This window comes from Nocardioides sp., assembly GCF_964229035.1.
GTDB lineage: Bacteria > Actinomycetota > Actinomycetes > Propionibacteriales > Nocardioidaceae > Nocardioides.
On record NZ_CAXRAZ010000004.1, the window covers coordinates 110,473 to 135,045 of the forward strand.

Consider the following 24,573-nt stretch of genomic DNA (forward strand, 5'->3'; position numbering starts at 1 on the left):
CGTCCCGGTCCCCGCGAGGGGGCCGGGACGACGTGCTTCCCGGCCGTCGCCCTCCGCGCGAGGGATGCATCGGAGGCCCCTGGTAGGAATGCCGCCATGAGTCCCGACGAGCCCGCCCTGGAGCTGCCCGGGCTCGTGCGCGACCGGGTGGCCGAGGGGCGCGCCAAAGCCGCGGCCACCCGCGCGCGCAAGGCCGCGCAGGCCGAGGTCGCCGAGGTCGATCCCGTGGCGCGCGTCGTGATCGAGGTCCCCCTCGTGCACCTCGACCGGGAGTTCGACTACGCCGTCCCCGCGGGCATGGCCGCGAGCGCGGTGCCCGGGGCCCGGGTCAAGGTCCGCTTCGGCGGGCAGGACGTCGACGGCTACGTCGTCGCGCGGGCGGCGGCCTCCGCGCATCCGGGCGCCCTCACGCCCCTGCGGCGCGTCGTCAGCGCCGAGCCCGTCCTCACCCCCGCCGTGGCCGAGCTGTGCCAGCGTGTGGCCCAGCGGTACGCCGGTGCGTCGGCCGACCTGCGTCGCCTCGCCGTGCCACCGCGGCACGCCGGGGTCGAGAAGGAGCCGACACCGCCCGCCGCTCCGGCGCCGGCAGCCTCGTCGATCGATCCGGCCGCCGACGCCGCCTGGTCGTCCTACCCGGCGGCCGCGGCCTTCCTCGCGCACCTGCGGGCCGGCGGCAGCCCGCGCGGCGTGTGGTCCGCCGCGCCGGGCGAGCCCTGGCCGCTGCTGCTGGCGCAGGCCGCGGCCTCGGCGCTCGCTGCCGGGCGGGGCAGCGTCATCTGCCTGCCCGACCACCGCGACGTCGCCCGGGTCGATGCCGCCCTCGACGCGCTGCTCGGCCCGGGCCACCACGTCACGCTCAGCGCCGAGCCCGGGCCCGCGGCCCGCTACCGCGACTTCCTGGCGGTCAGCCGCGGGGCACGGCGCATCGTCGTCGGCACCCGGTCGGCGGCCTTCGCGCCGGTCCGCGACCTCGGCCTCGTCGTCGTCTGGGACGACGGCGACGACCTGCATGCCGAGCCGCGCGCGCCCTACCCGCACGTGCGCGACGTGCTGCTCCTACGCTCCGAGCTCGAGGGCGCGGCGGCGCTGGTCGGCGGCTTCGCCCGATCGGTGGAGGCCGACCAGCTGCTGCGCACGGGCTGGGCGCACGAGATCGTGCTGCCGCGCGAGCAGCTGCGTGAGCGGGTGCGCGTCGGTGTCACCGGTGCGTCCGACCACGCGATCGCGCGCGACCCGCACGGCGCCGCCGCACGCATCCCGAGCGAGGCCCACGATGCCGTGCGCTGGGGCCTCGAGCGCGGCCCGGTGCTCGTGCAGACCCCGCGCGCCGGCTACGCCGTGCGGCTGGCCTGCGACCGGTGCCGTACCCCGGCGCGTTGCACGGCCTGCTCCGGGCCGCTGCGGCTCACCTCGCCCACTGAACCGCCCAGCTGTCGCTGGTGCGCCACCCCCGCGCCGGCCTGGTCGTGCCAGGAGTGCGGTGGTGTGGGGCTGCGCGCGCCCGTCCTCGGCGACGCCCGCACCGCCGACGAGCTCGGTCGCACCTTCGCGCCGGTCCCGGTGGTCACCTCCAGCGGCGACCACGTGCGCGCGGAGGTCGACGACGCCCCCCGCATCGTGGTGGCCACGCCGGGAGCCGAGCCCGTGGCCCGTGGCGGGTACGCCGTCGTCGTCCTGCTCGACACGTGGTGGGCCCTGGGGCGCGACAGCCTGCGGGCGGGGGAGGAGGCCGTGCGGCGCTGGTCCAACGCCGTCGGGCTGGTGCGCCCGGGCGGTCGGGCCCTCGCGGTGGGCGATCCCGCGGAGCCGGCCCTGCAGGCGCTCGTGCGGTGGGACCCCGGCGGCTACGCCGCCCGCGAGGCCGAGGAGCGCCGCGCCGCCCATCTTCCTCCCGCCGCGCGCTGGGCCACGGTCGTCGGCACCCCCGGCGCCGTGGACGACGTCCGCGCCCTGCTCGACCTGCCCGACGGCGCCGAACAGCTCGGCCCGGTGCCCGTGGGCGACGGCGACGAGGAGCGCCTGGTGCTGCGGGTGCCGCGGGCCCAGGGCGCACGCCTGGCTCAGGCGCTGCTCGAGACCCAGCGGGTGCGCTCGGCGCGCAAGCTCGAGGCCGTGCGGGTGCAGCTCGATCCGCCCGAGGTGTGAGGCGGCCGTCGGCGCCGCGGATGGGCGAGCCGGGCCGCCGCCTCACTAGGATGGATCGGTGGCCATCCGACCCATCCGTCTCTTCGGCGATCCCGTGCTGCGGCGCCCCGCCCAGGAGGTCGAGCACTTCGACGCCGAGCTGCGCCAGCTCGTCACCGACCTCACCGACACCATGCTGGAGGCGCCCGGTGCCGGGCTCGCCGCGCCGCAGATCGGCGTGGGCCTGCGCGTGTTCACCTACAACGTGCACGGCGAGGTCGGCCACCTCGTCAACCCCTCGCTGGAGCTCTCCGACGACACCCAGGACGGCGCCGAGGGCTGCCTGTCGCTGCCGGAGCTCACCTACGACTGCCTGCGCGCCCTGTCGGTGATCGCCCGCGGCTTCGACATGCACGGCGAGCCCGTCACGATCCACGGCTCCGACCTGCTCGCCCGGGCCATCCAGCACGAGACCGACCACCTCGACGGCATCCTGTTCATCGACCGCCTCGACGAGGCGGCCCGCAAGGCGGCGATGAAGGAGATCCGCGAGTCCGAGTGGTTCGGCCTCGAGCGGCCCACCGTGCGCATCTCGCCGCACGCCACCGGAGGGTTCGGCCGGTGAGCGGCCTGCGCGTGGTCTTCGCCGGCACGCCCGAGGTCGCCGTCCCGGCCCTCGACGCGATCGCCGCGTCGGCCCACGATCTCGTCGGCGTCGTGACCCGCCCGGACGCTCCGTCGGGACGCGGGCGCCGGCTGACGCCGAGCCCGGTCGCCCAGCGCGCCGAGGAGCTCGGCCTGCCGGTGTTCAAGCCCGCGCACCCGCGCGACCCCGAGTTCCAGGAGCAGCTGCGCGCGCTCGCGCCCGACTGCTGCCCGGTGGTCGCCTACGGGGCGCTGATCCCGCGCAGCGCGCTCGACATCCCGCAGCACGGCTGGGTCAACCTGCACTTCTCGGTGCTGCCCGCCTGGCGCGGTGCCGCGCCGGTGCAGCACGCGGTGTGGGCGGGCGACGAGATCACCGGAGCCACCACGTTCCGCATCGTCGAGGCCCTCGACGCCGGCCCGACCTTCGGGGTGATGACCGAGCGCATCCGCCCCACCGACACCGCGGGCGACCTGCTCGGCCGCCTCGCCGAGCACGGCTCCGGTCTGCTGGTCGCCACCCTCGACGGCATCGCCGACGGCTCCCTCGACGCGCGCGAGCAGCCGAGCGAGGGCGTCAGCATCGCCCCCAAGATCAGCGTGGACGACGCCCGCGTCGACTGGACCGAGCCGGCCGTGGCCGTCGATCGCCGCATCCGCGCCTGCACCCCCGGCCCCGGTGCGTGGACGACGCTCGACGGCGAGCGCGTGAAGCTCGGCCCTGTCGTGCCACTGGCCCCCGGCGCGCCTGAGCGCGCGGCCGACGCCCCGCCGCTCGCCCCCGGTGCGATCGAGGTGGGCAAGAACCACGTGCTCGTGGGCACCGCCACCGAGCCGGTGCGCCTCGGCGAGATCAAGGCCTTCGGCAAGAAGCAGATGGCGGCGGCCGACTGGGCGCGCGGTGTGCGGCCGCCCGCCGACGCGAGCTTCGAGTGAGCGGTCGCGGAGCCCCGTCGCGTTCCCAGGGGCCGCGGCGGCCCGCGCCATCGGGCCGTAACGGCCAGCGCCGCACGATCGATCCGGCGCGATCGGCGGCCCTCTCGGTGCTGCGCGCGGTGCGTGTCGAGGGCGGCTACACCAACCTGGTGCTGCCGGCGGTGCTCGCCGAGGCCGGGCTGAGCGGCCGCGACGCCGCGTTCGTCACCGAGCTCGCGAGCGGGACGATCCGCCGACGCGCCACCTACGACGCCATCATCGAGGCCTGCCTCGACCGGCCGCTGCGCAAGGTGGAGTCGGTGGTGCTCGACTGCCTCCGACTCGGTGCGCACCAGCTGCTCGCGATGCGGGTGCCCAGCCACGCCGCCATCAGCACCACCGTCGACCTCGCCCGCCAGCGCAAGGGCGCCGGCGCCGGGGGATTCGCCAACGCGGTGCTGCGCCGCGTGGCCGAGCACGACCTCGCCACGTGGATCGACCGGGTCGCCCCGGCGCGGCCCGACGACCTCCACGGGCGTCTCGCGATCGCCGAGAGCCACCCGCGCTGGGTCGTCGACGAGCTGGCCACGGCCCTCGGTGAGGCGGCCGACGAGCTCGAGGCGCTCCTGGCGGCCGACAACGAGCCGCCGCGGGTCACGCTGGTCGCGCGCCCCGGCCTCGCCGATCCTGCAGAGCTCCCCGGACGACGTACCTCGCTGTCACCGTTCGGCGTCGAGCTCGGTGGCGGCGATCCTGCAGCGATCACCGCCGTGGCCGAGGGCCGCGCGGGCGTGCAGGACGAGGGCTCGCAGCTCGTGGCGCTCGCCCTCGCCGGAGCCGACGTGGAGGGGCGCGACGAGCGCTGGATCGACCTATGCGCGGGCCCCGGCGGCAAGGCGGCGCTGCTGGCCGCACTGGCCGCGGGGCGCGGAGCAGGGCTGGTCGGCACCGAGCTGCACCACCACCGCGCGGCCCTGGTGGCGCGTTCGGCCGGCGCCGGGCTGCTCGCCGCGGTGCAGACCGACGCCACCCGCGCCCCGTTCGCCGACGGCTCCGTCGACCGCGTGCTGCTCGACGCACCCTGCACCGGGCTGGGCGCCCTGCGCCGCCGCCCCGAGGCACGCTGGCGCCGCTCGCCGGGCGACCTCGGCGAGCTCGTCGACCTCCAGCGGCGCCTGCTCGCCGAGGCGCTGCGGGTGGTGCGCCCCGGCGGCGTCGTCCTCTACGCCACGTGCTCGCCGGTGCTCTCCGAGACCTCCGGCATCGTCGCTCCCGTGCTCGAGGCGCGCCCCGACGTCGTCCTCGAGGACGCCGCGCCGGCGCTGCGGTCGGCGGGCGCCACGGTGCCCGATCGTGCCGAGGGGCCGCTGCCGGGCACGGTGCAGCTGTGGCCGCACCGGCACGGCACCGACGCGATGTTCCTGGCGCTGCTGCGCCGGCGCTGAGAGGAGTGGATCCCGATCGGGCTCGCCCCCGGGATCACGGCGTGGGCCGGCCGTCGCGGTCCTGCGGGGGAGCCCACCGCGCGGCGAAGCGCAGAGCCGCGCCGACCTCCGTCGCACTCGAGGAACCCCATTCGCCCTGCACGGTGACGAAGAAGTTGCCGTGCAGACGTGAGACGAGCATGCCGAGCTCGGCCCGCCCGCCGCCCGTGTAGTCGTCGTACAGATCGCCGGGGCGGACGACGATGGAGAGGTTGCCGCCCTCAGCCGAGGTGCAGGCCATCTTCTCGTCGGCCGGGAACGGCTCGCAGGTCCATCCGGGCAGCTGCAGGCCGACCGGGAACTCGAGGGTCGGCGTAGCCGGCACCACCGGGACGGGAGCGTCCTGGCCGCCATCCGTCGCAGCGGCGCTGGGTGCCGCCGGCGGGCTGGACGAGGGGTCGCTGGCTGGATCGATGCCCCGAGTCGGGCCTCCCGAGGTGCCCACGGTGCTGAGGGTCACCGTTGCGATCGCGCCGACGACCGCTGCTGTGGTGGCGGCGCCCAGCAGACGGCGCCGAGTGCGCAGACGGCGTCCGCGACGCACCGAGACGGCGGCGAGACGGCCGACGTCGACCACCTCCTCGTCGAGGTGGCGACGCAGGGCCGGAGCCACGACCGCCTCCAGCGCGGCCAGGGATTCCGACGTCTCGACGTCGTCCGGACGCTCCGGGCGTCGAGGGGAGGAGAGCTCACTCACGGGCGGGTCCTTTCAGGCAGCGTCGCCGCGGGAGCGGTGGGCGACGCGGGGTCGTCGGTCTGCTCGGTGGTGGCGAGCAGTGGGCGCAGTCGAGCGAGCGCGCGGTGGGCGCGGGTCCGCACGACCGTCTCGGCGAGATCGAGGACCTGCGCCGTCTCGGCGACGCTGCGGTCCTCCCAGTAGCGCAGGACGACGACGGCGCGATCGAGCGGTGGCAGCGCAGCCAGGGCCTCCAGGAGGTCGACGCGGGTGCCGACCACCGCCGGATCGTCCGGCGGACGCCCGCCCAGCCCTCCGGCTCCGGAGCGGTCGATGGCGAGATCACCCGCGCCCGACGCGACGTCGTCGGAGCGTGCGGGTCGCTCGCCGGCGCGCCGCAGGCGTCGTTCGGACAGGAAGGTGTTGAGCAGGGTGGTGCGGGCGTAGGCGAGCGGCACGTCCGCGCGGCTGACCTTGCGCCAGTGCAGGAAGACCTTGGCGTAGGTGGTCTGGACGAGGTCCTCGGCCAGGTGGTGGTCACCGGTGAGCAGCAGCGCGGCCCGGAGGAGTTGGGCACCGGTGGCGCCGACGAAGTCGGTGAACTCGCTGTCGTGGGTGGCGGGCACATCACTGTGACGCCCCGAGCGGCTTCGGCGTGACATGGCCCCGACGCTAGATGCGATGGGGCGCAGGCGGCACGCTGTCGTCGCCCCTGCGTCCCCCTAGGCTGCTGCAGGTGGAGGAGCACCGCACCGGCGCCTGGCGCCGCACGTCGACGCGCGTCGCCTACGAGAACCCCTGGATCCGGGTGCGCGAGGACCTCGTGGTCCGTCCCGACGGGTCCGACGGGTTCTACGGCGTTGTGCAGATGCAGCACCCGGCCGTGTTCGTCGTGGCGCTCACCGACGCCGACGAGGTCGTGCTCGTGGAGGTCGACCGCTACACCGTCGCCGAGCCGCGATCGCTGGAGGTCCCTGCGGGTGCCACCGACGGCGAGGACCCGCTCGTGGCCGCGCAGCGCGAGCTGCGGGAGGAGACCGGGTTGGCCGCGTCGTCCTGGGAGGGGATCGGGAGCATGTACGCCCTCATCGGGGTGGCCGACGCCCCTGAGACGGTGTTCCTCGCCCGCGGCCTCACCCACGTGGGCGGCGAGCAGCTGCTGGACGACGGCATCGTGGGCGTGCACCGGGTGCCCTTCACCGAGGTGCTGGCGATGGTGCGGCGCGGGGAGATCACCGACGGCGAGACCCTGGCCTGCCTGCTGCTCGCCGCGGTCGCTCTCGGTCGCGTCGCCTGAGCCGGGGGGCGGTCGCCGCTATGTTCGAGCCATGGCGTCGCCGGCGATCGAGCTCGAGGTGGAGGGTCGCGTGGTGCGGCTCAGCAACCCCGACCGCGTGTACTTCCCCCAGATCGGGGCCACGAAGCTGGATCTCGCCGAGTACTACCTGAGCGTCGGCGCCGGCATCGTCACCGCGCTGTGGGAGCGCCCGTGCATGCTGCACCGCTTCCCGACCGGCATCGAGGGCGAGAAGGTGCACCAGAAGCGTCTTCCGGCGGGGGCGCCGCCGTGGGTGGAGACGGTGCCGCTGTTCTTCCCCCGCTGGAAGCGCACCGCCGACGAGCTGTGCGTCACCGAGCTGGCGTCGGTGATCTGGGCCGTGCAGATGTCCACCGTCGAGTTCCACCCCTGGAACAGCCGTCGCGGCGCGACCGAGCAGCCCGACGAGTGGCGCATCGACCTCGACCCCGGCCCCGAGTGCGACTACGCCACGGTGCAGCAGGTGGCGGGCGTCGTCCACGAGGTGCTCGACGACCTCGGAGCCGTCGGCTTCCCGAAGACCAGCGGCAGCAAGGGCCTGCACGTCTACGTGCGCGTGCGCCCCGAGCTCGACCACCAGGGCGTGCGGCGGGCGGCGCTCGCCTTCGCCCGCGAGGTCGAGCGCCGCGCCCCGGACCTCGTCACCACGGCGTGGTGGCGCAAGGACCGCGACCCGGCGGCGGTGTTCGTCGACTACAACCAGAACGCCCGCGACCACACGATCGCCGCCGCCTACTCGGTGCGCGGTCTGCCCGACGCGCGGGTCTCGACGCCGCTGCGCTGGGACGAGGTGGCCGAGGCCGATCCGCGCGACCTCACCATCCGCACGGTGCCCGCCCGCTTCGCCGAGCTCGGCGACCTGCACGCCGACATCGACGACCACGTCTTCGACCTCGTGCCCCTCGTGGAGTGGGCCAACCGCGACGAGCGCGACGACGGCGACCGCGACGAGCGCGACGACGGCGACCTCGACGAGCGTCCCGGGACCGACCCCGGGACCCTTCGAAGCGACGAGGCGGGGGAGTAGGTTCGAGCGGTGACGACGTCGATCCCCGCCCGAGCGGACTCCGCCCAGCTGGATGCCACCGACCCGCTGGCCGCCCACCGCGACCTCTTCATCGGTTCCGAGACCGATCTGGTGTACCTCGACGGCAACTCCCTCGGCCGTCCGCTGCGCAGCACGGCCGAGCGGCTCGGCACCTTCGTCGCCGAGGAGTGGGGCGGGCGCCTCATCCGCGGCTGGGACGAGCGCTGGTTCGACCTGCCGCGCACGCTCGGCGACCGCATCGGCGCGGCCCTGCTCGGCGCAGCCCCCGGCCAGACGGCCGTGGGGGACTCGACCACCGTGCTGCTCTACAAGATGGTGCGCGCCGCGGTCGCCGCCCACCCCGAGCGGCGCGAGATCGTCGTCGACACCGACAACTTCCCGACCGATCGCTACATCGTCGAGGGCGTCGCGCGCGAGTGCGGGCTCGACGTCGTCTGGATCACCCCCGACCACACCCGCGGCGTCACCCCCGAACTGCTCGCTCCGGTGCTGGGGGAGCAGACCGCGCTGGTGCTGGTGAGCCACGTGGCCTACAAGTCGGGCTTCCTGGCCGACGGACCCGCGCTCGCCGAGCTCACCCACGCCGCCGGCGGGTGGCTGCTGCTCGACCTCTCGCACTCCACCGGCTCGGTGCCGCTCGAGCTCGACGCGTGGGGCGTCGACCTCGCCGTGGGCTGCACCTACAAGTACCTCAACGGCGGGCCGGGCGCGCCCGCGTTCGGCTACGTCGCCGCGCGCCACCTCGACTCCGGAGCCTTCGAGCAGCCGATCCAGGGCTGGATGGGCGCTGCCGAGCCCTTCCGCATGGGCCCCTCCTACGAGCCGGCCCCCGGCATCCGGCGCCTCATCAGCGGCACCCCTCCGGTGCTCGGCATGCTCGCGCTCGAGGACATGGTCGGGCTCATCGAGTCCGTCGGCATGGCCGCGGTGCGCGCCCAGTCCGTGGCGCTCACCGAGCACGCCATCGCCCTCGTGGACGACGTGCTGCCCGAGGTCGAGCTGCGCTCGCCGCGCCCGTCGGCCGAGCGTGGCGGCCACATCACCATCGGCCACCCGCGCATGCGCGAGGTCACCGCTGCGCTGTGGCGCCGCGACGTCATCCCCGACTTCCGCGAGCCCGACGCGCTGCGCATCGGCCTGTCGCCGCTCTCGACCTCCTTCGTCGAGGTCGAGGCGGGCATCCGCGCGGTGCGCGACCTGCTCGACTGAACGCCCGCGCCTGATGCCGAGCGAGCTCAGGCGCTGAGCGGCATCGCCATCGCGGCGCGCAGCTCCTGCGCGTGGGCGTGGAGGATGACCGCTGCGAAGCCGTTGCCGCGGGAGTCCTCGACGTCGGCCTCGCGGTCCCACCGGTCGGCCAGGCGGGCGGCGAGCAGGCGCGGATCGGGAAGGCCCGTGGGGGTGGTCAGTGTGCTCGCGAGCGCGACGGGCAGGTCGGCGGGGCGGTTCGCGGGCTGGTGCTCGGGCTGAGCGGTCATGGTGCACCTCCTCGGTGGAACGTCATCGGTCCTGCCCCACCGATCGGCCGCGCGGCGCCGGACCGGAGGGGTCGGCCGGGCGTCGTCCACCGATCACTAGGATCAGCGCTCGTGGGCCACCTGCAGATCACCCCGTCGATCCTCAACTCCGACTTCGCCCGGCTGGGCGAGGAGGTCGCCCGGATCCCCGGCGCCGACTGGGTGCACGTCGACGTGATGGACAACCACTTCGTGCCCAACCTGACCTTCGGACCCACGATGGTCGAGGCGCTGGCCCGCGTCAGCCCGGTGCCCCTGGACGCCCACCTCATGATCGAGGACGCCGACCGCAACGCCCCCGCCTACGTGGAGGCCGGCTGCGGGTCGGTGACCTTCCACGTCGAGGCCGCCAAGGCGCCCGTGCGACTGGCGCGCGAGATCCGCGCCGCCGGCGCCCGTGCCTCGATGGCGCTCAAGCCCGCCACGCCCATCGAGCCCTACGAGGACCTGCTGCCGGAGCTCGACATGGTGCTGATCATGACCGTGGAGCCCGGCTTCGGCGGCCAGAAGTTCCTCGACCTGTGCCTGCCGAAGATCCGCCGCGCGCGGGCGCTCATGGACAAGCACGGCGTCGAGACCTGGCTCCAGGTCGACGGCGGGGTCTCCCTGGACACGATCGGGCGCTGCGCCGAGGCCGGCGCCGACGTCTTCGTGGCCGGCTCGGCCGTCTACTCCGCCGACGATCCCGACGCGATGGTCGCCGCGCTGCGCCAGCGGGCCGAGGAGGCTCGTTCGGCCGGCGCCGACGGATGAGCGCGCGCGAGGCCGACGGGCCCGTCGTCCTCGGTGACGTGGCGGCGCTGCACGTCGCCAAGGGCCGGCGCCTGCCGATGCAGGGGCGCGAGGAGATCGAGGTCGAGGCGGGTGCCGGCATCGTCGGCGACCGCTACCACGGCAGCCGGCACCGTCACGTCACGGTGCAGAGCCGCACGTCGCTCGACGAGGCCGCTGCGGCGTTCGGCGCCGAGGTGGCCAGCGACCTGACCCGACGCAACATCACCATCGCCTCGGGCGAGGTGCCGCGCACCCCCGGCGTGCACGTGCGCATCGGCGACGACGTGCTGCTCGAGGTCGTGCGGGTGGCCGCGCCCTGCAAGCTGCTCGACGACACCCTGGGCCGCGGCGCCCAGGAGGCCCTGCGGCGCCGCGCGGGCACCGTGTTCCGGGTGCTGGCCGGCGGCACGGTGCGCGTCGGCGACCCCGTCGTGCTCGTCGAGCCGGCCGGCGACGGATCCGGCTCCTGAGACGCCGCCGGCCCGGTCCCCGTGGACGACGGGGGCCGGGCCGGAGCGGTGTCGGATCCGTGGGACCCGGTGCGTGGATCAGGCCTCGAGCGCGGCGTCGAGGGTGATCTCGACACCGGTGAGGGCCTTGCTCACGGGGCAGGAGGCCTTGGCCTCCTCGGCGGCGGCGGTGAAGCCGGCCTCGTCGAGACCCTCCACCTCGCCGCGCACGGTGAGCTTGATGCCGGTGAGCTTGAAGCCGCCGGCGGAGTCCGGGCCGAGCGAGACGTCGGCGGAGACGTCGAGGGCCTGGGGCGTGCCGCCCTTCTCGGCGATGATCGCGGAGAACTGCATGGCGTAGCAGGCCGAGTGGGCCGCGGCGATGAGCTCCTCGGGCGAGGTGGTGCCGCCGGCCTCGTCGGCGGCGCGCTTCGGGAACGAGACGTCGTAGGTGCCGACGCCGGAGCTGGTGAGCTCGACCTGGCCGGAGCCCTCCTCGAGGGTGCCGTTCCAGGCGGTGCGTGCGGTGCGAGTGGGCATGTCGCTTCCTTTCGTCGACCCGGGGGATCCCCCGGGTGGTCGGTCACTCCAACTTATATAGGGCACAAGATAATCGCCCACGAGTTATATTCCTCAAGGTGAGCGATCGAGTCCCCGCCGTACCCCGGCCCACCGGCGCCAACCGGCCCTCCGCCCGCGACCTGCCCGCGCCGCCCACGCTGGACGACCTGCTCTGCTTCGACCTCTACGCCACCTCGCGGGCGCTCACGTCCGCCTACCGGCCGCTGCTGGCCGAGTTCGACATCACCTATCCGCAGTACCTCGTGCTCGTGGTGCTCGGCGGCGTCGACGCGGTGCTCATCAAGGACGTCGCCGCCCAGCTGCACCTCGATCACGCCACGCTCTCGCCGCTCCTCGGGCGGATGGAGGCGCGCGGGCTCCTGGTGCGCGAGCGCGACCGTGACGACCAGCGCGCGGTCCTGGTGCGGCTCACCGAGCAGGGGCGTGACGTGCACGCCCGCTTCGGTCTCGTGCACTGCCGCCTCGCCGAGACCCTGGGGCTCGAGCCCTCGGAGATCGCCGAGCTGCAGCAGCTGCTCGGGCGCATCGGTGCCGGACTCGCGCAGGCCTCGCGCGGCGCCTGAGCGGCGTCCGATCGGGGTCAGGCGAGCGTCACGCGGCAGTCGGCCAGCACGGGCGAGCCGGACCGCGGGCCGTCGATGACGCTGGCACGGGCGACGATCTCCTTGCCCGTCGCTCCGTCGTGGTGCCACCCCTCGACCGCGATCGTCTCCCCGGGCAGGACGATGCCGGCGAAGCGGGCGGTGAAGCCGCCGATCGCGGTGGCGTCGCCGCCGAGCAGACCGTCGGCCAGCTCGCGCAGCACGATCCCGTAGGAGCACAGGCCGTGCAGGATGGGCGAGTCGAATCCGGCGGCGCGAGCGAAGGACGGATCGGCGTGCAGCGGGTTGCGGTCGCCGCAGAGGCGGTAGAGCAGCGCCTGCTGCGGCGTCACCCGGTAGGACGACGCGTAGTCGGCCCCGCGCTCCGGCACCGTGACCGCCGTGGAGGAGCCGCGCTCGCCGCCCCACCCTCCCTCGCCGCGGACGAAGATCGAGGAGCGCACCCGCCACAGCTCGCGGCCGGGGCCGCCGTCCGCCGCGCCGCCCTCGGTGGCCACGCCCTCCTGCCAGATGACCGCGGCCCGGCCCTTGTCCCACACGTCGGTGATGCGCGTGCGCACGGTGGCGGTGCCGGCGGTCGGCACCGGCCCGCTCAGGCTGATCGACTGCGACCCGTGCACGACCTGCGCGAGGTCGATGTCGCAGCCGGGCAGGTCGAGCGGCGGCGGGTCGGTCTCGTGGAAGGTGGGCGCGACCACGGCGAACGACGGCAGCACCTGGAGGTGCTCGTCGTCCAGGGTGTAGCGCAGGGCCGCGGGGGAGAGGTGGTCGCCGTCGCGGGAGCCCGCGCCGATGCCGAGGTGGTAGAGCAGCACGTCGGAGGAGGTCCAGGAGAACGTGCGGGCGCCGAGGTCGGCGCCGATGGCGACGTCGGGGTCGATGGGCACGGGAGGCTCCTTCAGGCGGTGGGGGACTCGACGCGCGCCGCGAGGTCCTCGGCGGCGAGGTAGCCGAACACGATCGCCGGGCCGATCGTGCCGCCCGGACCGGGGTAGGTGCGGCCCATCACGGCCGACGACGCGTTGCCGGCGGCGTACAGCCCCGGGATCACCGAGCCGTCCTCGCGCAGCACCCGCGCCCGCTCGTCGGTGACCAGGCCGCCCTTCGTGCCGAGGTCGCCGGGCACGATCTTGACCGCGTAGAAGGGGCCCTTCTCGATCGGCGCGAGCGAGCAGTTCGGCTTCACCGTGGGGTCGGAGTAGTACTTGTCGTAGGCGGACTCGCCGCGACCGAAGTCCTCGTCGACACCGCTGCGCGCGAAGCCGTTGAAGCGCTCGACCGTGGCGCCGAGCGCCTCGGCGGGAACGCCCACCTTCTTCGCGAGCTCGGCGAGGGAGTCCGCGCGCACCACGACGCCCTCCTTGTACCAGCGGCCCGGGAAGGGCTGGCGGCCCGGCACGCCCGCGAAGAGGTAGCGGTTGCGGTACGTCTGGTCGAAGACCATCCACGCGGGCACGTGGCTCACGCCGGTGGCCTCGCCCTCGTAGATGGCGTGCGTGGCCTCGACGTAGGGCAGCGCCTCGTTCATGAACCGGCGACCGGCCGAGTTCACGATGATCGAGCCGGGCAGGTTGCGCTCGGCCAGGCAGAACCACGCGCGACCCGGGAGCGGGATCGTGGGGCCCCACCACGCGTCGTCCAGGAGGTCGGTGGCCGCGCCCGCCGCGGTGCCGGCGAGCAGGCCGGCGCCCGTGTTGGAGGGAGCCGCCGTGGACCAGTCGGTCGAGGTGGGCTGGGGCAGGAACTTCTCGCGCAGCTCCTGGCTGTGCTCGAACCCGCCCGACCCGAGGACGACGCCCCGCCGGGCCCGCACCTCGTGCCGCTCGCCGCTGCGCTCCACGACGACGCCGACCACGCGGCCGTCCTCGACGAGCAGCTCCTCGAGCGCGGTCTCGTACTCCACCGGTACGCCGGCGTCGGCCAGGCCCTTGCGCATCGACACCGCGATCGCGTTGCCCATCGCCACCATGCGCCGCCCGAGCGCGATGGCGACGAGGCGCTTCACGAGCACCTTCGCCATCGTGATGGGCCCGCGCACGGTGCGCAGCCCCAGGCTGATCTTGCGGAAGTCGGCCTGGGTGACGATGAGGTTGGCCGGTGCCTTCGTGTACGGCGGGTGCAGCCGCTCGAGCTCGCGGCCGAGGAAGCGCGCGTCCATCGGCACCGGCTCGACGCTGCGTCCGCGGGCGCGGCCGCCGGGGCTCTCCGGCAGGTAGTCGGCGTACTCGGGCACCCAGCTGAAGCGCAGGGGAGTGGTCTCGCGCAGGAAGTCGAGCACCTCGGGGCCGCGGGCCAGGTAGGTGTCGCGGCGCACCTTGGGCACCACCTCGCCCACGATCGAGTCGAGGTAGCGGCGCGCGGCCTCGGCGTCGCCGTCGTCCACCTGGCCGGCGGCGCGCAGCGCGTAGTTGCCGGGGATCCACACGCCACCGCCGGAGCGCGCGGTGGAGCCGCCGAAGTAGGCGCTCTTCTCGACGAGCAGGGTGTCGAGCCCGCGGTGGGCGGCGGCGAGCGCCGCGGACATCCCGGCACCGCCGGCGCCGACCACGACCACGTCGTACGTGTCCTTCATGCGAAAAACTGTAACAGGTTCTAGTATGCCGAGGTGACCTCTTCCGACGACGTGCGTGCCGCAGTCGACCGCCTCGCCGCGGCTCAGCGCACCCGCGTGCCGTGCGCCCCCGTGCGCGACCTCATCGGCACCGACGACCTGCCCGCCGCCTACGCCGTGCAGCAGGGGCTCGTGCAGGCCCGCATCGCCGACGGAGCGCGTGTCGTGGGCCGCAAGATCGGGGCGACCTCCGAGGCGGTGCAGCGCCAGCTGGGGGTCGACCAGCCCGACTTCGGCTACCTGCTCGACGACATGGACGTCAGCGCCGCCGCGCGCCCCGGTGGAGGGCCGGTGGGCATGGCCACGCTGGTGCAGCCCCGCGTCGAGGCCGAGGTCGCCTTCCGCCTCGGCGAGGACCTCGACCTGCCGGAGGAGCAGATCACCCTCGAGCGGGTGCGAGCCGCCGTGGACGTCGCCCTCCCGTCGCTGGAGATCGTCGACTCGCGCATCGCCGGCTGGGACATCGGCTTCACCGACACCGTGGCCGACAACGCCTCCAGCGGCCTCTTCGTCGTCGGCGAGCACGGTGTCGCGCTGAGCGACCTCGAGCCCCGTGACGTCGAGATGTCGCTGACCATCGACGGCGAGGAGCGCTCGTCGGGCAAGGGGGTGGCGTGCCTCGGCGACCCGCTCGAGGCGCTGCGCTGGCTGGCTGTGCAGGCCGCGCGCTTCGGCGACCCGCTGCGGGCCGGCCACCTCGTGCTGTCCGGGGCGCTCGGCCCCTTCGTGCCCTTCGACCCGGGCAGCCGGGTCACGGCGTCCATCAGCGGGTTCGCCCCGCTCTCCGTCACCTTCGAAGCCTGAGCGAGGAACCGCATGACGTCCCCGACCCCCCGCAAGCTCACCGCCGCCATCGTCGGCCCCGGCAACATCGGCACCGACCTGCTCTTCAAGCTGCTGCGCAGCGACGTCGTCGAACCGCGCTGGATGATCGGTGTCGACCCCGCCAGCGAGGGGCTGCGCATCGCCGCCGACCACGGCCTCGCCGTCAGCCACGAGGGAGCCGACTGGCTGCTCGCCCAGGAGGAGCTGCCCGACCTGCTGTTCGAGGCGACCTCGGCCTACGTGCACCGCGCCTACGCCCCGCACTACGCCGAGGCGGGCATCCGCGCCATCGACCTCACACCCGCGGCGGTGGGGCCGGCGGTGATCCCGCCGGTCAACGGCCTCGCCCACGTCGATGCGCTCAACGTCAACATGATCACCTGCGGCGGCCAGGCCACGATCCCGATGGTCAACGCCGTCTCGCGGGTGACCCCAGTGGCCTACGCCGAGATCGTCGCCTCGGTCGCGAGCGTGAGCGCCGGGCCCGGCACCCGCGCCAACATCGATGAGTTCACGCGGACGACGGCAGCCGGCGTCGAGTCCATCGGCGGCGCCGCGCGCGGCAAGGCGATCATCATCCTCAACCCGGCCGAGCCGCCGATGATCATGCGCGACACCATCTTCTGCGCCGTCGACCCGGACGCCGACACCGACGCCATCACCGCCTCGGTGCACGCCATGGAGGAGGCCGTGCAGCAGTACGTGCCCGGTTACCGCCTGCTGCAGGAGCCGCAGTTCGACGGGCCCTCGGAGCTCACCGGCGGTCACCGGCGCGTGTCGATCTTCGTCGAGGTCGAGGGCGCCGGCGACTACCTGCCGCCCTACTCCGGCAACCTCGACATCATGACCGCCGCCGCGGCCCGCGTCGGCGACAGCATCGCCAGCCACCTGCTCGACGCCCCCGTGGCGACGAGTGCCGCCCCCGCCAGCCAGGAGTCCTGAGCCGTGACCGACCTCGACACCCTCGCCCGCACCTGGTCCGGAACCCACGGCACCGAGCCGTTCGGCGATCTCGACCTGCGCCTGACCGACACCTGCCTGCGCGACGGCTCGCACCACAAGCGCCACCAGTTCACCGCGCAGGAGGTCGAGGACATCGTGCGCGCCCTCGACGCCTCCGGCATCCCGGTGATCGAGGTGACCCACGGCGACGGCCTCGGCGGCAGCAGCTTCAACTACGGCTTCTCCCGCACGCCCGAGCAGGAGCTCATCCGCATCGCCGCACAGACGGCGAGGCGCGCGAAGATCGCCTTCCTCATGCTCCCCGGCGTCGGCACGAAGGACGACATCCGAGCCGCCCAGGACAACGGCGGGCAGATCTGTCGCATCGCCACCCACTGCACCGAGGCCGACGTGTCCATCCAGCACTTCGGCCTGGCCCGCGAGCTCGGCCTCGAGACGGTGGGCTTCTTGATGATGAGCCACACCCAGGCCCCCGAGGTGCTGGCGAAGCAGGCCCGGATCATGGTGGACGCCGGCTGCCAGTGCGTCTACGTGGTCGACTCCGCGGGTGCGCTGGTGATGGAGCAGACCGCCGACCGCGTGGCTGCGGTCGTGGCCGAGATCGGCCACCAGGCCGACGTCGGCTTCCACGGCCACGAGAACCTCGGCCTCGGTGTCGCCAACACCGTCATCGCCGCGCGCGCCGGCGCTACGCAGATCGACGGCTCGGTGCGGCGCTTCGGTGCCGGCGCGGGCAACACGCCGCTCGAGGCGTTCATCGGCGTGTGCGACAAGCTCGGCTGGCGCACCGGCGTCGACTTCCTGCAGGTGGTCGACGCCGCCGAGGACGTGATCCGCCCGGCCATGCCCGAGGAGTGCCGCCTCGACCGGATGACGCTGATGATGGGCTACGCCGGCGTCTACTCCTCCTTCCTCAAGCACGCCGGCAACGCGGCCGAGCGCTTCGGCGTCTCCGGTGCCGAGATCCTCCTCGAGGCCGGTCGACGCAAGCTCATCGGCGGCCAGGAGGACCAGCTCGTCGAGATCGCCCTGCAGCTGCGCGCCCGCGACGCCGCGGGTGTTCCGGCCGGGGCTTGAGCCTCGACTTCCGCAAAACTAGAACGTGTTCTAGTATTCAGGGAACGACCCCCGAGGAGCACCCATGGATCACGAGGCACAGGCGGCGCCGGCCGCCACCGGCGGCGCCGCTGCGGTGCTCGAGCGTGTGCGCGAGCTGCTCCCGGTCTTCCGCGAGCGGGCCGAGGAGGGTGACCGCCTGCGGGTGCTGCCGGACGCCTCGGTCAAGGAGCTGGCCGACACCGGCTTCTTCCGCCTCCTCCAGCCGCGCCGCTACGGCGGCTACGAGGCCGACCCGATCGACTTCTACACCGCAGTGCGCGACATCGCCTCCGCCGACGGCTCCACGGGCTGGGTCGCCAGCGTGGTCGGCGTCCACCCGTGGCAGGTCGCGCTGTTCTCCGACGAGGCTCAGCAGGCCGTGTGGGGCGAGGACGACGCCACTCGGTTGTCGTCGTCCTACGCCCCCACGGGTCGGGCCCGCGTGGTCGACGGCGGGTTCGTGCTGAGCGGGCGCTGGAGCTTCTCCTCGGGCGCCGACCACTGCGGCTGGGCCCTGCTCGGCGCGCTGGTGCAGGACGCCGAGGGCGCCGTCGTCGACTTCCGCACCTTCCTGCTGCCGCGCGAGCAGTACGAGATCGTCGACGTGTGGAACGTCGTCGGGCTGCGCGGCACCGGCTCCAACGACATCGTCGTCGACGAGGTGTTCGTGCCGCTCGCCTTCACGCTCTCGATGGGCGACACCGGTCAGTGCAAGGGGCCCGGCCAGGAGGTCAACACCGCCGAGCTCTACCGCCTGCCGTTCCACTCGATCTTCACCTCCACGATCGCCGCGCCGCTCATCGGCATGGCGCGCGGCGTCTACGCCGAGCACGTCGAGATGCAGCAGAACCGCCGCCGCGCCGCCTACCTCGGCGAGCGCGCCTCGCTCGACCCGTTCGCCGCCGTGCGCCTGGCGCGGGCGTCGTCCGAGATCGACGCCGCGTGGGCGCTGCTCACCGCGAACCTGCGCGAGGAGCAGGATCATGTCGCGCGCGGGGAGCAGATCCCGCTCGAGGTGCGCCTGCGCGTGCGCCGCGACCAGGTGCTCGGCTCCGAGCGCGCGATCGAGGCGATCGACACCCTCTTCGAGGCCTCCGGCGGGCGCGCGCTCGCCGACGGCACCTACCTGCAGCGGCAGTGGCGCAACGCCCACGCGGGTCGGGTCCACGCCGCCAACGACCCCGAGCGGGCCCTGCAGATGTACGGCGCCCAGCAGTTCGGCCACACCATCGACCCCGGGATGTACTGACATGAGCACCCAGACCGACGCCCCTGTCGGCGCCGCGAACCACGAGACCGCCGCGCTCACCCGCGAGGCGCTGGCGCGCTCGGTGGTGGTGAGCACCGAGGACGCCGGACCGACCTCGCTCACCTACTACGAGGCCGACCTCCGCGCGCCCGAGCGGGCCGACCGACTGCCGCTGCTGATGCTGCACGGCGGCGGGCCCGGCGCCTCGGCCTGGTCGAACTTCGGCCCGGCGCTCGCGGGCTTCGCCGCCGAGTACCGCACGATCCTCGTCGACCAGGTCGGCTTCGGCTCCTCCGACAAGCCCGAGGTCGTGGGCAACTACTACCGCTTCTCCGCCGACCTCGTGGTGGCCCTGCTCGACGAGCTGGGCATCGACAAGGTGCACCTGCTGGGCAACAGCCTCGGCGGCGGCACGGCCATGCGACTGGCCCTGACCTACCCCGAGCGCGTCGGGCGCCTCGTGCTGATGGGCCCCGGCGGGCTCTCGCTCAACCTCTTCCACGCCGACCCGACCGAGGGCGTGCAGCGGCTGATGGACTTCGGTGCCAACCCCACGCGCGAGGCGCTGCGGGCCTTCATCTCCACGATGGTGGTCGACCAGTCGATGGTCACCGACGAGCTGGTCGAGCAGCGTTTCGCCGACGCCACCGCACCCGGTGCGCGCGAGGCGATGCGCTCCATGGGCATGTCCTTCTACCACCCGGCCAGCGCGGAGGACGGCATGCTGTGGCGCGAGGCCCACCGTCTGCGCAAGCCCACCCTGCTCACCTGGGGACGCGAGGACCGCGTCAACCCGCTCGACGGTGCCTTCGCCGCCCTCAAGCTGATCCACCGCGCCCAGCTGCACGTGTTCCCCAACTGCGGCCACTGGGCGCAGCTCGAGGCGGCGGAGGAGTTCCGCGAGATCACGGTCGCCTTCCTCGGCCGGCACCGCGAGCGCACCGCCCCCCAGAACCCACTCGGCGACCAGGAGTCTCGGGCATGACCATCGACATCCGCTCCCTCGGCTACCTGCGGGTCGCGAGCACCGACCCCGAGGCCTGGCGCACCTTCGCCGGCAAGGTGCTCGGGCTCGCCGAGGGCCGCGGCCCCGACCCGAGCCACCAGTACTGGCGCATCGACGAGGTCTCGGCCCGGCTGGTCGTCGTCCCCGCCGAGGTCGACGGCCTCGAGTGCGCGGGGTGGGAGGTCGCCGACCACCGTGCGCTGCAGGAGGCCCGCGAGCACCTGCAGAAGGCCGGCGTGGAGTTCGAGGAGGGTACGCGCGCCGAGCTCGACGAGCGGCGGGTGCAGGAGCTCGTGCGCTTCCGCGACCCGTGGGACAACGTCTTCGAGATCTTCCACGGCATCACCTACGAGTCGCGCCCGGTCGTCACGCCCTACGGGGCACGCTTCGTCACCGGTGACCAGGGGCTGGGCCACCTCGTCGTCCCCGTGCTGGACGACGTGGAGGCGCTGCGCTTCTACACCGAGGTGCTCGGCTTCCGGCTGCGCGACTCGATGAGCATGCCGGGGGAGTTCGTGGGCAGGGAGCCCGGATCGAAGGTCTGGCTGCGCTTCCTCGGCGTGAACCCGCGCCACCACTCGCTCGCGTTCCTGCCGATGCCCAACCCGGCCAAGTGCGTGCACGTGATGCTCGAGGTCGACGAGCTCGACCACGTGGGCCGCGCGCTCGAGCGGGTCCGCAAGCACGGGGCGCCGCTCTCGGCGACGCTCGGGCGGCACATGAACGACGAGATGATCTCCTTCTACGTGCGCTCGCCCGGCGGCTTCGACGTCGAGTTCGGCACCGACGGCCTCACCGTGGACGACGCCCGCTGGGTCGCGCGGGAGTCGACCGCCGTGTCCTACTGGGGGCACGACTTCAGCGGCGGTCACTGAGCGTGGGCGTGCCCGAGGGCATCAGCGCCGACGCCCGCCAGACGTGGCCCAGCGCCGCGCTCGTCGACTCCTGGCTCGCCTACGACCTCGACCTGCGCGACCCGGGGCCGAGCGGCACGGCGCTGCACCCGGGGGAGGAGTCGAGTCTCGACCCCGCCGATCCGCAGGCCGTCGCCGCGGCGCGCCACTTCCGCGACGTCATCGGTCGCTTCGCCTCGGGCATCACGGTCGTCACCGCGCTCAGCAACGGCGAGCCGGTGGGCCTGACCTGCCAGTCGTTCTCCAGCGTCTCCCTCGACCCGCCGCTGGTGCTCTTCGTGCCCGCGCGCACCTCGCGCGCCTGGCCCGCCATCCAGCGCTCGGGCCGGTTCTGCGTCAACGTGCTCGCGGCCGACCAGATCGACGTCTCGAACCAGATGGCCAGTCGCGGCGCCGACAAGTTCGCCGGCCTCGACTGGCGCCCCGCGCCGGTCACCGGCTCGCCCCTGCTGGGGGGCACGGTCGCCTTCGTCGACTGCAGCATCGAGGCCGTGCACGAGGCCGGTGACCACTTCATCGTCGTGGGCCGGGTGCTCGCCCTCGACGCCGGGCCTGGCGCCCCCGCCGACACCGACCCGCTGCTGTACTACCGCGGCGCCTACCGCACGACCCGCTGACCCCGATCCTCGGCCCGGCGCTCCGCCTGGTTTCCCGACCTCGATGGTCCGAGCGGGCCAGCCGAGTCGACGCGGTCGGGTGATGCAAAGGGGACATTTCAGATCCGGACTGGGACTTCCCGGGCTCCGGTGAACCCCCCTAGCGTGGAGCATGCTGGACCGGGAGGGGCCCAGCACGTGCACGCACGCGCGGCAAGGGAGCCAACGCGCCGTGCTCATCGAGCAGGTCCGGCACGCCGGACCGTGCGCGGACGCCGGGCGGGCGTCCGCGTCGGTCCACCCGTCCGGCGCTCCGAGGTGGTGGTCTGGTGCTGAGCATCGCCCTCGCAGCAGCCGGTGTGGGTGTCGGGCCGGCCGCCCCGGTGGCTCGTGCCGCCGGGGCGGTGCCCCCTCCCGCGGGCGCCGCGACGCGAGCCGGCTACGGCCGTCCCCGACCACGCCCGCACTGCAGGGGCGTTGGGTCGAGCCACTAGCGTTGTGTGCGTGCCTGAGCCGTACGAGCAGCCCGCCATCCCCGAGGGGATCAGCCCGGACGCCCGTGAGACCTGGCCCTCGGCCGACCTGATCGCCGACTTCCTGGGCGACCAGATCGCCCGGCTCGACGACCTCGACTTCGAGATCCGTCCCGGCGACGAAGTCGCCGTCCACGACGACCCCGGAGCGCAGGCGGCGGCGCGTCGCTTCCGCGACGTCGTCGGCTGCTTCGCCTCCGGCATCACCGTGATCACGGCGATGAGTCCCGACGGGCCGGTGGGCATGACCTGCCAGTCCTTCGCCAGCGTCTCCCTCGACCCGCCCCTGGTCACCTTCATCCCGGCCCGCACGTCGCGGGCCTGGCCGCTCATCCAGCGCTCGGGTCGGTTCTGCGTCAACATCCTCGCCGCCGACCAGGAGCACGTCTCGGCGCAGATGGCCACCAAGGGCATCGACAAGTTCGCCGGTCTCGACTGGGAGCCCGCCGCCGTCACCGGATCTCCCGTCATCGCGGGCACCCTGGCGCACCTCGACTGCACGATCCACGCCGTCCACGAGGGCGGCGACCACTTCGTCGTCCTCGGTCGGGTGGAGCACCTGGAGCAGCACGCCGACGACGCCGCGACGACCGAACCCCTCCTCTACTTCAAGGGTCGCTACCGCACGACCGACGAGCGCTGAAGCGACGCTCCGAGGTGCGGGAGCGTCCTCGGATCCGAGGGCCGCGCCACCCGTGACCTTCGTCCCGGTTCGGGCGTTGACCGGGTGGCCGAGGGGGATTCGGCCGGTCAGGGGAACAGGATGCGCAGCGCGGCGTGGCAGGGACGGTTCGAGGCTCGGCGCGAGGGCCCGGTGCCCCGGTGCGTGGCGGTCGCGGCGGCGATGCTGCTGGCACTCGGCGCGGTCGCCGGAGCGACGACCCCCGCGGACGCCCGTGACGCCGGCGCCGCCAGGGCCGCCCGCAGCGACGTGACGCTGCCCGGTGTCGAGGACGCCGTGGGCACCGCCCTCGACGCCGCCGGCGTCGCGGCCTACTGGACGCCGGCTCGGCAGGCCGCAGCGACCCCGCTCGACCTCGGCCCCGACGGCACGGTGGTTGCGCCCGCCGGGGGCCGGCAGTCCACCGCGACCTCGGCTCCCACCGGCCGCGCCCGCGCCGGAGCACTGGTCGCTCCCCGCAGCGTCGGCAAGCTCTTCTTCACCACGCCCGACGGCGACGCGGTGTGCTCGGCGTCGGCGGTCAACAGCTCCACGCGCGACCTCGTCATCACCGCCGCCCATTGCGTGCACGGCGGCGGCCCGCGCGCCTGCGGTCTGCTCGGCACCAGCACCTGCCCGGGCGAGTACTACTCGCGCTTCCTGTTCGTGCCCCGCTACACCGAGGGTCGCGCCCCTGACGGCGAGTGGGCCGCGACGCGGGTGCTCACCTTCCGGCAGTGGACGGAGAACGAGAACCTCGACTTCGACCAGGCCCTGCTCCGCGTCGCCCCCGTCGGTGGACGACGCCTCGTCGACGTGGTCGGCGGCAACGGGCTGGCCTTCGGTCACCCGCCGCGCCAGAACGCCGTGTCGATCTGGGGCTGGCCGGCCGAGCGCCCCTACGACGGCGAGACTGTGCAGCGCTGCACCGGAGTGACGCGGTCCTACGAAGGCACCGCCGACGCCTCGATGACCTGCCCCCTCAACGGCGGCGCGTCGGGTGGTCCGTGGTTCCTCAGCACCATCGACGGTCAGGTCGGCTTCATCTTCGCGGTGACCTCGCGCCGCACGCTCGTCGGAACGCCCACGCTGCTGGCGCATCCGCTCCCACCGGCGATCCTCGGGCTCATCGAGAGCATCGGCAGCAGCGCGCGGCGGGCCGGACGTGCGGTGGCCGCTGAGCCGTCGGCACGGGCACGGGCCGGGCTCGCCGTCCGGGCCCGGGAGGCTCGGGTCGGTCGCGGCCAGCCCCTGGTGCTCACCGTCACCGCCCGTCCGTCGCAGCGCGTGCGCGTCGAGGTCCGCACCTCCTCGCGCGGCGCCTGGCGCACGCTCGCCCTGAGCCGCGTGGGTCGCAACGGGGTGCTCGAGCTGGCCTCCCGCGCCACGCTGCCCGGCGTGCGCTCCTACCGCGTGCGCACGGCGAGCGCCACGAGTCGAGTGACCACCGTCCGCGTGCTGGCGTGCCCGCTCCCCGCGGAGCGCGCGGCCGCGTCGCGCACGGGCTGCACGGCGCCCTCGCGCTGAGCCCGGCTCGGCCCGACCGGTTCCAGCTGGGCGAGCCGAACGAGCCGAAACGCTCAGCCGAGCACGGCGGCGCGCTGCCGGCGTGCGTCGCCGGCGAGGTGTCCGAGCGCGTGTGCGCGCTTGAAGAGCCGGTGGGCGTCGTGCTCCCAGGTGATGGCGATGCCACCGTGCATCTGGACCGTCTCGGCCGCGACCTGGGCGACCGCCTCGGCGACGTAGGACTTCGCCGCGTGCACCAGCTGGGCCGCGTCGGGCGCGTCGCTGGCGACGGCGTACGCCGCGGCCCACGAGGCCGAGCGCGACATCTCCAGCAGCACCAGCATGTCGGCCATCCGGTGCTTGAGCGCCTGGAAGGAACCGATCGGGCGGCCGAACTGCACCCGGTCCTTGCTGTAGGCGACCGTCATGTCCAGCCCGCGCTGGGCGCAGCCGACCGACAGGGCGACGGCGCCCAGG

Annotated in this window: 26 protein-coding genes; 19 read left to right on the plus strand and 7 right to left on the minus strand. The window is 74.1% G+C overall.

Annotation, left to right across the window (positions count from 1 at the left end):
* Positions 1 to 96: 96 nt before the first annotated feature.
* From ACERUN_RS02220 to ACERUN_RS02235, 4 genes are all read left to right on the plus strand, one after another.
* Complete coding sequence (locus tag ACERUN_RS02220) at positions 97 to 2,145, plus strand: primosomal protein N' (RefSeq protein WP_370288014.1); 2,049 nt, start codon at positions 97 to 99, stop codon at positions 2,143 to 2,145.
* A 58-nt stretch (positions 2,146 to 2,203) separates the two neighbouring features.
* Positions 2,204 to 2,749 (plus strand): peptide deformylase, encoded by a 546-nt coding sequence (gene def / locus ACERUN_RS02225; RefSeq protein ID WP_370288015.1) that lies wholly within the window; start codon positions 2,204 to 2,206, stop codon positions 2,747 to 2,749.
* A gap of 5 nt (positions 2,750 to 2,754) precedes the next feature.
* Positions 2,755 to 3,705, plus strand: coding sequence for a methionyl-tRNA formyltransferase (gene fmt / locus ACERUN_RS02230; RefSeq protein ID WP_370288047.1), 951 nt, complete (start codon positions 2,755 to 2,757; stop codon positions 3,703 to 3,705).
* Positions 3,706 to 3,782: 77 nt separating this feature from the next.
* On the plus strand, positions 3,783 to 5,129 hold the full coding sequence (locus ACERUN_RS02235) for a transcription antitermination factor NusB (RefSeq protein WP_370288049.1): 1,347 nt from the start codon (positions 3,783 to 3,785) through the stop codon (positions 5,127 to 5,129).
* A gap of 34 nt (positions 5,130 to 5,163) precedes the next feature.
* Here the strand turns inward: ACERUN_RS02235 and ACERUN_RS02240 are convergent, their stop codons facing one another.
* Both ACERUN_RS02240 and ACERUN_RS02245 read right to left on the minus strand, forming a co-directional pair.
* Positions 5,164 to 5,865, minus strand: coding sequence for a hypothetical protein (locus ACERUN_RS02240; RefSeq protein WP_370288016.1), 702 nt, complete (start codon positions 5,863 to 5,865; stop codon positions 5,164 to 5,166).
* On the minus strand, positions 5,862 to 6,506 hold the full coding sequence (locus ACERUN_RS02245) for a SigE family RNA polymerase sigma factor (protein WP_370288017.1): 645 nt from the start codon (positions 6,504 to 6,506) through the stop codon (positions 5,862 to 5,864). Before ACERUN_RS02245 ends, ACERUN_RS02240 begins: the two co-directional genes overlap by 4 nt.
* Before the next feature lie 74 nt (positions 6,507 to 6,580).
* Here ACERUN_RS02245 and ACERUN_RS02250 point away from each other — a divergent pair, with 74 nt between their 5' ends.
* Genes ACERUN_RS02250 through ACERUN_RS02260 form a run of 3 tightly spaced genes read left to right on the plus strand, consistent with a single transcriptional unit; the run spans position 6,581 to position 9,419 of the window.
* Positions 6,581 to 7,141: an NUDIX domain-containing protein gene (locus ACERUN_RS02250; RefSeq protein ID WP_370288019.1), complete on the plus strand. Its 561-nt coding sequence runs from the start codon at positions 6,581 to 6,583 to the stop codon at positions 7,139 to 7,141.
* A 31-nt stretch (positions 7,142 to 7,172) separates the two neighbouring features.
* Positions 7,173 to 8,189, plus strand: coding sequence for a non-homologous end-joining DNA ligase (ligD, locus tag ACERUN_RS02255; RefSeq protein ID WP_370288020.1), 1,017 nt, complete (start codon positions 7,173 to 7,175; stop codon positions 8,187 to 8,189).
* Positions 8,190 to 8,198: 9 nt separating this feature from the next.
* Positions 8,199 to 9,419, plus strand: a complete 1,221-nt coding sequence (locus tag ACERUN_RS02260) for a kynureninase (RefSeq protein ID WP_370288021.1) — start codon at positions 8,199 to 8,201, stop codon at positions 9,417 to 9,419.
* Between the two features lie 26 nt (positions 9,420 to 9,445).
* On the opposite strand, the gene ACERUN_RS02265 is transcribed toward ACERUN_RS02260, so the two are convergent.
* Complete coding sequence (locus ACERUN_RS02265; RefSeq protein ID WP_370288022.1) at positions 9,446 to 9,688, minus strand: hypothetical protein; 243 nt, start codon at positions 9,686 to 9,688, stop codon at positions 9,446 to 9,448.
* 111 nt (positions 9,689 to 9,799) lie between these two features.
* On the opposite strand from ACERUN_RS02265, the gene rpe reads away from it, so the two are divergent.
* Positions 9,800 to 10,480, plus strand: coding sequence for a ribulose-phosphate 3-epimerase (gene rpe / locus ACERUN_RS02270; RefSeq protein ID WP_370288023.1), 681 nt, complete (start codon positions 9,800 to 9,802; stop codon positions 10,478 to 10,480).
* The gene (locus tag ACERUN_RS02275; RefSeq protein ID WP_370288025.1) at positions 10,477 to 10,971 is read left to right on the plus strand and encodes an MOSC domain-containing protein; all 495 of its coding nucleotides are present in this window, start codon (positions 10,477 to 10,479) and stop codon (positions 10,969 to 10,971) included. Before rpe ends, ACERUN_RS02275 begins: the two co-directional genes overlap by 4 nt.
* A 78-nt stretch (positions 10,972 to 11,049) precedes the next feature.
* Here the strand turns inward: ACERUN_RS02275 and ACERUN_RS02280 are convergent, their stop codons facing one another.
* A complete protein-coding gene (locus tag ACERUN_RS02280) occupies positions 11,050 to 11,490 on the minus strand; it encodes an OsmC family peroxiredoxin (protein WP_370288027.1) in 441 nt (146 codons plus the stop codon).
* A gap of 98 nt (positions 11,491 to 11,588) precedes the next feature.
* On the opposite strand from ACERUN_RS02280, the gene ACERUN_RS02285 reads away from it, so the two are divergent.
* Positions 11,589 to 12,095, plus strand: a complete 507-nt coding sequence (locus ACERUN_RS02285; RefSeq protein ID WP_370288028.1) for a MarR family winged helix-turn-helix transcriptional regulator — start codon at positions 11,589 to 11,591, stop codon at positions 12,093 to 12,095.
* A gap of 17 nt (positions 12,096 to 12,112) precedes the next feature.
* On the opposite strand, the gene ACERUN_RS02290 is transcribed toward ACERUN_RS02285, so the two are convergent.
* Positions 12,113 to 13,021, minus strand: coding sequence for a MaoC/PaaZ C-terminal domain-containing protein (locus tag ACERUN_RS02290; RefSeq protein ID WP_370288029.1), 909 nt, complete (start codon positions 13,019 to 13,021; stop codon positions 12,113 to 12,115).
* A gap of 11 nt (positions 13,022 to 13,032) precedes the next feature.
* Complete coding sequence (gene kstD, locus ACERUN_RS02295; protein ID WP_370288030.1) at positions 13,033 to 14,706, minus strand: 3-oxosteroid 1-dehydrogenase; 1,674 nt, start codon at positions 14,704 to 14,706, stop codon at positions 13,033 to 13,035.
* Positions 14,707 to 14,739: 33 nt separating this feature from the next.
* Between kstD and ACERUN_RS02300 the strand changes: the two genes are divergently transcribed.
* From ACERUN_RS02300 to ACERUN_RS02340, 9 genes are all read left to right on the plus strand, one after another.
* Positions 14,740 to 15,549 carry a 2-keto-4-pentenoate hydratase gene (locus tag ACERUN_RS02300; RefSeq protein WP_370288031.1) on the plus strand — a complete coding sequence of 270 codons (810 nt, stop codon included), beginning with the start codon at positions 14,740 to 14,742 and terminating at the stop codon, positions 15,547 to 15,549.
* Positions 15,550 to 15,561: 12 nt separating this feature from the next.
* Complete coding sequence (locus tag ACERUN_RS02305; RefSeq protein WP_370288032.1) at positions 15,562 to 16,512, plus strand: acetaldehyde dehydrogenase (acetylating); 951 nt, start codon at positions 15,562 to 15,564, stop codon at positions 16,510 to 16,512.
* Positions 16,513 to 16,515: 3 nt separating this feature from the next.
* A complete protein-coding gene (dmpG, locus tag ACERUN_RS02310; RefSeq protein WP_370288034.1) occupies positions 16,516 to 17,610 on the plus strand; it encodes a 4-hydroxy-2-oxovalerate aldolase in 1,095 nt (364 codons plus the stop codon).
* A 64-nt stretch (positions 17,611 to 17,674) separates the two neighbouring features.
* Positions 17,675 to 18,880 carry a 3-hydroxy-9,10-secoandrosta-1,3,5(10)-triene-9,17-dione monooxygenase oxygenase subunit gene (gene hsaA, locus ACERUN_RS02315; protein WP_370288035.1) on the plus strand — a complete coding sequence of 402 codons (1,206 nt, stop codon included), beginning with the start codon at positions 17,675 to 17,677 and terminating at the stop codon, positions 18,878 to 18,880.
* 1 nt (position 18,881) lies between these two features.
* Positions 18,882 to 19,865, plus strand: coding sequence for a 4,5:9,10-diseco-3-hydroxy-5,9,17-trioxoandrosta-1(10),2-diene-4-oate hydrolase (hsaD, locus tag ACERUN_RS02320; protein ID WP_370288036.1), 984 nt, complete (start codon positions 18,882 to 18,884; stop codon positions 19,863 to 19,865).
* The gene (gene hsaC / locus ACERUN_RS02325) at positions 19,862 to 20,761 is read left to right on the plus strand and encodes an iron-dependent extradiol dioxygenase HsaC (protein ID WP_370288037.1); all 900 of its coding nucleotides are present in this window, start codon (positions 19,862 to 19,864) and stop codon (positions 20,759 to 20,761) included. Before hsaD ends, hsaC begins: the two co-directional genes overlap by 4 nt.
* 8 nt (positions 20,762 to 20,769) lie before the next feature.
* Positions 20,770 to 21,417, plus strand: a complete 648-nt coding sequence (locus ACERUN_RS02330) for a flavin reductase family protein (RefSeq protein ID WP_370288038.1) — start codon at positions 20,770 to 20,772, stop codon at positions 21,415 to 21,417.
* A gap of 483 nt (positions 21,418 to 21,900) precedes the next feature.
* Entirely contained in the window at positions 21,901 to 22,572 is a 672-nt protein-coding gene (locus tag ACERUN_RS02335) for a flavin reductase family protein (protein ID WP_370288039.1), read from the plus strand.
* 120 nt (positions 22,573 to 22,692) lie between these two features.
* Complete coding sequence (locus ACERUN_RS02340) at positions 22,693 to 24,117, plus strand: serine protease (RefSeq protein ID WP_370288040.1); 1,425 nt, start codon at positions 22,693 to 22,695, stop codon at positions 24,115 to 24,117.
* A gap of 53 nt (positions 24,118 to 24,170) precedes the next feature.
* Here ACERUN_RS02340 and ACERUN_RS02345 read toward each other — a convergent pair.
* A partial coding sequence (locus ACERUN_RS02345) for an acyl-CoA dehydrogenase family protein (protein WP_370288041.1) occupies positions 24,171 to 24,573 on the minus strand: 403 nt, incomplete at its 5' end.

Bases quoted from the DNA above. Each gene is read 5' to 3' on its own strand.
- ACERUN_RS02220 (WP_370288014.1), top strand. From the start codon at position 97: ATGAGTCCCGACGAGCCCGCCCTGGAGCTGCCCGGGCTCGTGCGCGAC.
- ACERUN_RS02245 (WP_370288017.1), bottom strand. From the start codon at position 6,506: ATGTCACGCCGAAGCCGCTCGGGGCGTCACAGTGATGTGCCCGCCACC.
- ligD (WP_370288020.1), top strand. From the start codon at position 7,173: ATGGCGTCGCCGGCGATCGAGCTCGAGGTGGAGGGTCGCGTGGTGCGG.
- ACERUN_RS02265 (WP_370288022.1), bottom strand. From the start codon at position 9,688: ATGACCGCTCAGCCCGAGCACCAGCCCGCGAACCGCCCCGCCGACCTG.
- ACERUN_RS02275 (WP_370288025.1), top strand. From the start codon at position 10,477: ATGAGCGCGCGCGAGGCCGACGGGCCCGTCGTCCTCGGTGACGTGGCG.
- ACERUN_RS02280 (WP_370288027.1), bottom strand. From the start codon at position 11,490: ATGCCCACTCGCACCGCACGCACCGCCTGGAACGGCACCCTCGAGGAG.
- kstD (WP_370288030.1), bottom strand. From the start codon at position 14,706: ATGAAGGACACGTACGACGTGGTCGTGGTCGGCGCCGGCGGTGCCGGG.
- ACERUN_RS02305 (WP_370288032.1), top strand. From the start codon at position 15,562: ATGACGTCCCCGACCCCCCGCAAGCTCACCGCCGCCATCGTCGGCCCC.
- hsaA (WP_370288035.1), top strand. From the start codon at position 17,675: ATGGATCACGAGGCACAGGCGGCGCCGGCCGCCACCGGCGGCGCCGCT.
- hsaD (WP_370288036.1), top strand. From the start codon at position 18,882: ATGAGCACCCAGACCGACGCCCCTGTCGGCGCCGCGAACCACGAGACC.
- hsaC (WP_370288037.1), top strand. From the start codon at position 19,862: ATGACCATCGACATCCGCTCCCTCGGCTACCTGCGGGTCGCGAGCACC.
- ACERUN_RS02340 (WP_370288040.1), top strand. From the start codon at position 22,693: ATGCGCAGCGCGGCGTGGCAGGGACGGTTCGAGGCTCGGCGCGAGGGC.